This is a genomic window from Terrabacter terrae (assembly GCF_039529575.1).
Classification (GTDB): domain Bacteria; phylum Actinomycetota; class Actinomycetes; order Actinomycetales; family Dermatophilaceae; genus Terrabacter; species Terrabacter terrae.
Window position 1 is genome coordinate 934911 of sequence record NZ_BAAANB010000001.1, and the last position, 6663, is coordinate 941573.

Here is a 6663-nt window from a genome sequence, read left to right on the forward strand (position 1 = left end):
CACTTACCGCCATAGCAGCGCCCGTGGTCAGGGGAAATCTCCTGCGCGTCGGACGACTCGACGTCCCTAACCACCGGTCGTCGCACACTGTCCCAACTCCCCGCGGAGGCGGGATCGCCTGCGCCATCGGAACTTGTGCTGGTGGTGTCAGCGCGTTGTTGCTCGGGCTCCCGGTTCCCCACTTGGCCCTCCTTGTCTGCCTGCTTCTAGCGGTCGTCGGCCTGTGGGACGACGTGTCGACGCTCCCTCCGTTACCTCGTCTCGCCGCGCAGATCGCGCTTGGCGGTGTTGCCGGCTGGTCGACCGGCGTGCCGGCAATGGCGATAGCTGGGCTATTACTCTTTCCTGTTGTGGTCAATGCGGCGAACTTTATGGATGGCATCAACGGCATCTCGGGACTGGTATTCGTCGTATGGGGACTCACGGCTGGGTACATGGGTCACGTCTACGGTGCGAGCCACCTCAGCTTGTTGGGCTTGGTTAGCGCCGGTGCGGCCCTAGGCTTCTTGCCCTACAATGCCATGCGTGCGCGGCTGTTTTTAGGCGACGTTGGAAGTTATCTTTTTGGGGGCTTAGGCGCTTCGGGTCTGCTCATCGGTGCCGTGGCAGGAGTGCCTCTGACACCACTCGTGGCTCCTCTCGCACTTTATCTCGTGGATGTTTTTGCAACTATGCTGAAAAGGCTCATGGCTGGCAAGTCTTTGACAACGGCCCACCGCGATCACGTGTATCAACGACTCGCGAACGTAGCGAGAATAAGCCACGTTCAGGTTTCCATCGGGGTCGCAGTGACATCCCTCATGTTGGCCGCCCTCTCGCTACTCCTGCCGTTCGCCCTTTGGCTACTTGCGGCCACATTGGTTTCCGCTGCCTATCTAGCGTCGCCAGGCTTCGTGGACTCTCGCGCCCCTCGGGAGGCTGTGGATGCGACGTGAAGCCATTCGCGTCGCGGTCGTCGGTTCATCAGGTTTCATAGGATCGGCTGTCTGTGCAGCCCTCCAGGCGCGGGGAGCAGACATTCTCCCAATTCAAGCCCCCCGAGTCCGTATGTCCGACTCTGCTCCGTCGCAAGTCCCGGACGAGTACCGCCAGCATGTTGACGACCTGGCGAAGGCGTTGCGAGGTGCGCGAGTGGTGGTGAACGCAGCCGGAATTTCGACTGCGACGACTGGTGACAGGGCCGCCGTCTTCGGGGCTAACGGCCTGCTGCCGGGACTGGTCGGCGCAGCGGCCAAGCAAGCGGGCGTCGAAAGATTCATCCATGTCAGCAGCGCGGCGGTTCAAGGTGACGCGGCCACCCTTGACGTGGGCCCGGCGAGCTCAACCTTCTCGGCGTACTCAGAGTCGAAAGCCTTGGGCGAGGCATTGGCGCGGTCCTTTGGGCCACTCAGCACCACGGTGTTCCGCCCGGGGGGCGTGCATGGTCCGACCCGCAAGGTGACTCAAACGTATGCCAAATTTGCCCGGTCCGCAGCATCCTCAGTAGCAGGGTCGGGCACCGCTAACACACCCCAGGCCCTAGTTTTTAACGTTGGCGACGCCATCGCGTTTCTTGCTACTTGCAAGGCGCCTGCGCCTGCCGTTGTGACGCACCCATCCGAAGAGCTAACGGTCCGAGAGCTGGCGGAGTATCTGGGAGGCCACACTCCCCTTGAGATACCTCCAGCGATAGCTTCCCGGGCCGTCAGAGTGGCAAAGGTGGCTGGTCGCGGGAGCTCACGCCTAGCAGCCATGGCCCGACGGCTTGAAATACTTTGGTTCGGACAAAGGCAAGCCCCGAGTTGGTTGACGGAGGCCGGTTGGGTGGCTCCGCTCGGGAAGGATGCTTGGGTGGAACTGGGTCGCACTGCCCGCAGGTCCCCCGTGGCGGCCCGCAAGCATGTCGCCGTGGTTGCTTCTGTCCCAGAGCAGATCCGTGCGCAGTACGGAGTTCACCTAGATATATGGGAAGCGGCCGACTGCCAAGTGACATTAGTAGTGGGCAACACTGGAGGGGATGTCCATATCGACGGTTGCGATGTCCGTCGTATCCCCCTAGTCCGAAATATGGCGTTGCTACCCCTCCTGCGCGCCACCTTGGGGACTTTCCGAGTGCTCGTCAATTCTCGACCCGACCTTATCGTCTACGGCTCCCCGGTCGCATCCTTGGTTGGGGCACTGGCGTCCTGCCTGCTCGTCCGTGAACGATGGTACGTCGTCCATGGTGTTAGGGAGGAAACCCTAAGTGGCGCGCGCAAGCGCGTGGCAGGCATTGCGTCAGTGATCACGAGAGTCCTTTCTTCGAGGACCATGTATGTAAGTCGTTCTAGTTACGATGCCCAGCAGAGCTGGCTTGTTGGCCAACTTGCGCACCAGGAAGTCGCTGAATGCGGATTCGTTGGAATAGACATAGAGAGTCTGATGGAGACCGCCACAGGCACAAGTAGGGCGGAGCATCGGCGTTTGCTGCGGCTAAATGATGACGCAATCTTGATCGGTTTTGTCGGACGCTTAGCACGGGACAAGGGCATTGAGGAGCTGGTAGCGGCCGTCGAGCTACTTCGATCCGACGGCACTCCCATCGAATTGCTTTTGGTCGGGGACTATGATGCAGACGATGTCCTGCCTCAGAGCGTGACTGAGCGCATTTCCACCTCCCCGTACATTCACCATTTAGGTCATGTCGCGAATCCGGGGCCGTGGTACTCGGCTATGGACGCCCTCTGCCTTCCTTCGTACAGGGAGGGTCTGCCGACGGTGGTGCTAGAGGCGGGTGCTCTCGGCGTGCCGGTGATTGCGACACGTGTCACTGGAACGGTCGATGCTGTTCGTGATGATGAGGGGTGGCTCTGCCAACCGAGATCGACAGACGACCTCCGACGCGCAATTCAGCGGTGCCTGAATGAGCCTTCCGTGTCGCACGATCGCGCAGAGCGCCATAAGCTTCGGATGCGAGCAAATTACAACTCGCGTGAAGTGCGACGCTGGTGGTCCTCACAGTATGCCGAGGTGCTGAAGTGATTGCTTCCACGGAGTTGCCGGGGAGGTGCGACGGGCGGCCACTTAGGCTCTTGTTCGTCACGCCAACGCTCAGTGGAAACTCTCTAGGTCGTACGTACTGTCTGTGGCTCCTCGCCAGACATCTGGGTTGGAGCGCCGCTGTGGTAGGGATGCAAGGGAGTAATTTGTGGTCTCCGCTTGCAGGCACCGAGTTCGCGAACGACTGCTTCGGAGTATCCTCGAGGCGCGAACTAGCGGCACACCTGCTGGAGCATTATGCGGCCTACGACGTCGTCATTGCGATAAAGCCTCTCCCCGACTCATTTGGAGTCGTACTTGAGAGTCTAGCCGGTAAGGCGCCTATCATTCTAGACATAGACGACCCGGACATAGAAGCGCACGCGCGCGGGCCCTTCATCGGGTATCAGTTCCTGGCGAGCCTTAGGCATCCGGTGTATAGACGTAGGCTGCGGCGGCTCGTCAAGCGTCTGGATGAATTCCCGCACACGGTCTCTAATCCCGTTCTTCAAAGTAGGTATGGAGGAGACATAATCCCACATGTGCGTCCCAAAAGTGTGACTCTTAAGGCGGAGCGCTCTACTGGCAACGGGGAGACTCTGCCCCGAATTGCATTCATCGGGACGCCGCATCGCCACAAGGGAGTAGGTTTACTCAGGGATGCGGTGGCCGACATCAATGGCGAGGGTGTGGGTTTTCGACTCGTAATCACAGCAAACGCTCCAGAGGACCGAAAACCTTGGGAGGAGTGGGTCGGACAAACCTCTCTGGAGGAGGGCCTGCAACTCCTCGCCGATGCCGACATCGTGCTGCTTCCCAGCCTCGACGGGCCGCGCGCATCAGGCCAGTTGCCGGTCAAGTTGATCGATTCCATGATGGCTGGCCGGGCTATAGGGGTGTCGAACGTTGAGCCGATGCCTTGGGCCGTCGGGTCGGGGGGAATAGTGTTCGAGCCCGGGAGTCGCGACGTTATTAAAGACACGCTCAAGCAGTTAGAGGATGCCAACCTGCGGCAAGAACTGGGCCGTCGTGCCCAAGATCGCGCCTATCAACTCTTTACAGTTGAAGCTGTTTCAGGTCTCTTCGACCGTTCGGTGAGGCGTGCACTGCTGGCGCAGGAGCAGGAGACGGCTCGATAGTGGCCTTGACAACTTCTAGGCATACCAGACGTCACCTCTATCGCTTCGCCGGCTTCATGGTGCTTCCTGCTGTCGGCATCATCAGTCCGCTACTGGTGATTCCATCCGTCACGCACTCGTACGGAAGTGCAGGATGGACAACAATCGCCTTGGGACAGTCGGTGGGTGGGGCCGTAGCTGTTCTGGCAGAACTCGGTTGGAGCCTTTCGGGGCCGCAACTGGTAGCTGCACAGAAACAAGAGCAACGACATGCCACGTTTTGGTTGAGCTTCGCTACGAAGGCTGCGGTCATGCCGCTACTGGGCGCAATCGCTGCGGTGGGCGTGGTGCTGCTTCCTGGGACGTCATTCCCAGGCGTGCTCATGGCTCTAGCTTCCGTTGCTTCATCGTTCACGTTCACTTGGTATTTCGTTGGTACCGGCCGCCCACTCGCTATCCTCTTATCGGACACTCTCCCAAAGGTCTTGGCCGCCCTCATTGCCGCGGCGTTGTTATACCAAGGGCTTCCCTTGAGCGTCTACCCGCTCCTGATGATGTCCGCCTCAGTGCTAGGTGTACCCGTCGCCGCCATCCTGGCGCGGGCTCCGCTCGTCGCTCTGACGAGACTGACATGGCGACCGGTGGTCGAGGCTCTCCGCCATCAATCAGTGGCTCTTCGTGGAAGAGCTACAAGCGCTCTGTATATTGCACTTCCTGTCGCTCTTGTCGGCATGGTGTCCACTGAATCTGTAGCCGTCTTTTCGGCTATCGAGCGACTGCAACGGTTGCTGTTGGCCGTCCTGCAAAGCGTCCCAACCGCCATGCAGAATTGGGTTGGCAGCGCCATTCAGGGCACGGAGCGGTATAAAGCGATTCGCAAGGCGCTCAGCGCCAATGGCGCGCTGAGCTGGATCTCACTGCTCGGCTTCTTCTTGATGGGCCCATTGGCGATTGGAATCCTGTTCAGTGGCAAAATTTCAGTGAGTGGTGCGATGTGTTTGATGGCGGGAGTCGTTATTGCGCTGACCACGTCATCACGCGCCACAGGTGGACTCGGGCTGGTCGCCTATGGGGATCTACGGGCTATAGCAAACAGTGCCACGGTAGGAGCGGCCCTCGGTATTCCTACAATCCTCGTGGGCGCCAGTCTTTATGGGGTGGTCGGCGCGTTGGGCGGAGAGATAATCGCGGAGGCCTGCGTGTTAGGGGTCCAGGTGAGACGTCTGCACACCCATATGGCGAAAGAGCGCGACCTGTACTGCATTAGTGACCTTGGTCCGCGCAGCTGGCTGCGTTGAACCAGGCTACGACCACCCACAGAACGAATTGGAATTCCCCAGTTGAACACTCCCTATGTCTCGGTGATCATACCTACTCGATCTTTCGACGATTATTTGAGGCAAGCGGTGAACTCTTGTCTTGCTGAGCTTGCTCTGCTACCTGACGACGCCCTCGGTGAGGTCATTGTCGTAGTCGACGGTCCGGCCATGAACGCTTTCCCAGCTTGGGTGCGCGACAAGCGAGTGCGGGTGCTGGTACTGGGCGTTCACCGCGGGACGCCCGTAGCGCTGAACGTAGGGCTAAACTCGTCTGAGGCGACATACATTGCGAGACTTGATTCTGACGATGTCGCTGAACCGGCGCGCCTCTCGAAAGCCGTTGAGTATCTGGAAGCGCACGAAAATGTTGTTGCGGTTGGTACGCAGGGCTACTTAATAGATCCGGATGGTGCGGAGATTGGCTGCCTCGACATGCCGGTGGGGCGGGCCAACGTTAAGAGGTCGCTGCTGCGAAGAAACTCTTTGATCCACTCGTCCGTCGTCTTCCGGCGGGAGGCCATGCTGCGGGTCGACGGCTATGATGAGGACTGCCTTAGAATGCAGGATTATGACTTGTTTTTGCGCCTCGCGCTAGTCGGTGACTTGGACAACTTGTCTGGGCGCCTAATCAATTATCGCGTGCACGGCGGAATGTCGAGTAAGGCGACGTCGCCTTACCGTGTCTATACGAGGCGAGTTTTAGCTTCGCGCTATTCTCTGTACCGGGCAAGTGGGCACGGTCGGTTCTCTGGGTTTGCGCACAACACTTTATGGTGGGTAGCACAGGTGCTCCGGCATCATGGTCTGAGGAGGCCGCGGTATCTTGGCCGAGCAAGCAACTGAGACTTTTAGCATGCGGGTACGCCTTGCGCTAGGCGCGCACGTCTTCCCGAACGGTACTATCAAAACTGGCGACTGGCAGTGAGTGAGGGCGGCCCATCTGTTGGACGCTTACTATCATTGAGCCTCGGGGGACGGCCTGTGCATAGTGGACGGTGTGGCGTAATCGACGTAACTAGTTAGGCAGTCTCTTGGTTTTGCTAATTCCGGTTCTGGGCCTGTATGTGGTCATGCTCGCCGCTCTTCGCGGCACGCGGGTTTGGAATAATGCGTGGAACTGTTGGCTGTTGAGCGCGGCATTCGCTTGTGTGGCGGTTTGGGAGACGGCAACCTCGACTAACCCTGTGCTTGACAGGGTTATCTATGTTCGGCAGTTCACGGCTTCGCCG

General features: G+C 59.3%; 5 protein-coding genes. All 5 read left to right on the top strand.

Annotation, left to right across the window (positions count from 1 at the left end; genetic code table 11):
* The first annotated feature begins 182 nt into the window (after positions 1-182).
* Positions 183-935, top strand: coding sequence for an MraY family glycosyltransferase (locus ABD194_RS04225; protein WP_343988015.1), 753 nt, complete (start codon positions 183-185; stop codon positions 933-935).
* Positions 925-3000, top strand: coding sequence for a glycosyltransferase (locus ABD194_RS21585; RefSeq protein ID WP_425579937.1), 2076 nt, complete (start codon positions 925-927; stop codon positions 2998-3000). Before ABD194_RS04225 ends, ABD194_RS21585 begins: the two co-directional genes overlap by 11 nt.
* Before the next feature lie 149 nt (positions 3001-3149).
* The gene (locus tag ABD194_RS04230; RefSeq protein WP_343988220.1) at positions 3150-4136 is read left to right on the top strand and encodes a glycosyltransferase; all 987 of its coding nucleotides are present in this window, start codon (positions 3150-3152) and stop codon (positions 4134-4136) included.
* Positions 4137-4426: 290 nt separating this feature from the next.
* Positions 4427-5413, top strand: a complete 987-nt coding sequence (locus tag ABD194_RS04235) for a polysaccharide biosynthesis protein (protein WP_343988018.1) — start codon at positions 4427-4429, stop codon at positions 5411-5413.
* A 63-nt stretch (positions 5414-5476) separates the two neighbouring features.
* Positions 5477-6277, top strand: coding sequence for a glycosyltransferase (locus ABD194_RS21590; RefSeq protein ID WP_425579946.1), 801 nt, complete (start codon positions 5477-5479; stop codon positions 6275-6277).
* Positions 6278-6663 lie beyond the last annotated feature (386 nt).

Bases quoted from the DNA above. Each gene is read 5' to 3' on its own strand.
- ABD194_RS21585 (WP_425579937.1), top strand. From the start codon at position 925: ATGCGACGTGAAGCCATTCGCGTCGCGGTCGTCGGTTCATCAGGTTTC.
- ABD194_RS04230 (WP_343988220.1), top strand. From the start codon at position 3,150: ATGCAAGGGAGTAATTTGTGGTCTCCGCTTGCAGGCACCGAGTTCGCG.
- ABD194_RS04235 (WP_343988018.1), top strand. From the start codon at position 4,427: ATGCCGCTACTGGGCGCAATCGCTGCGGTGGGCGTGGTGCTGCTTCCT.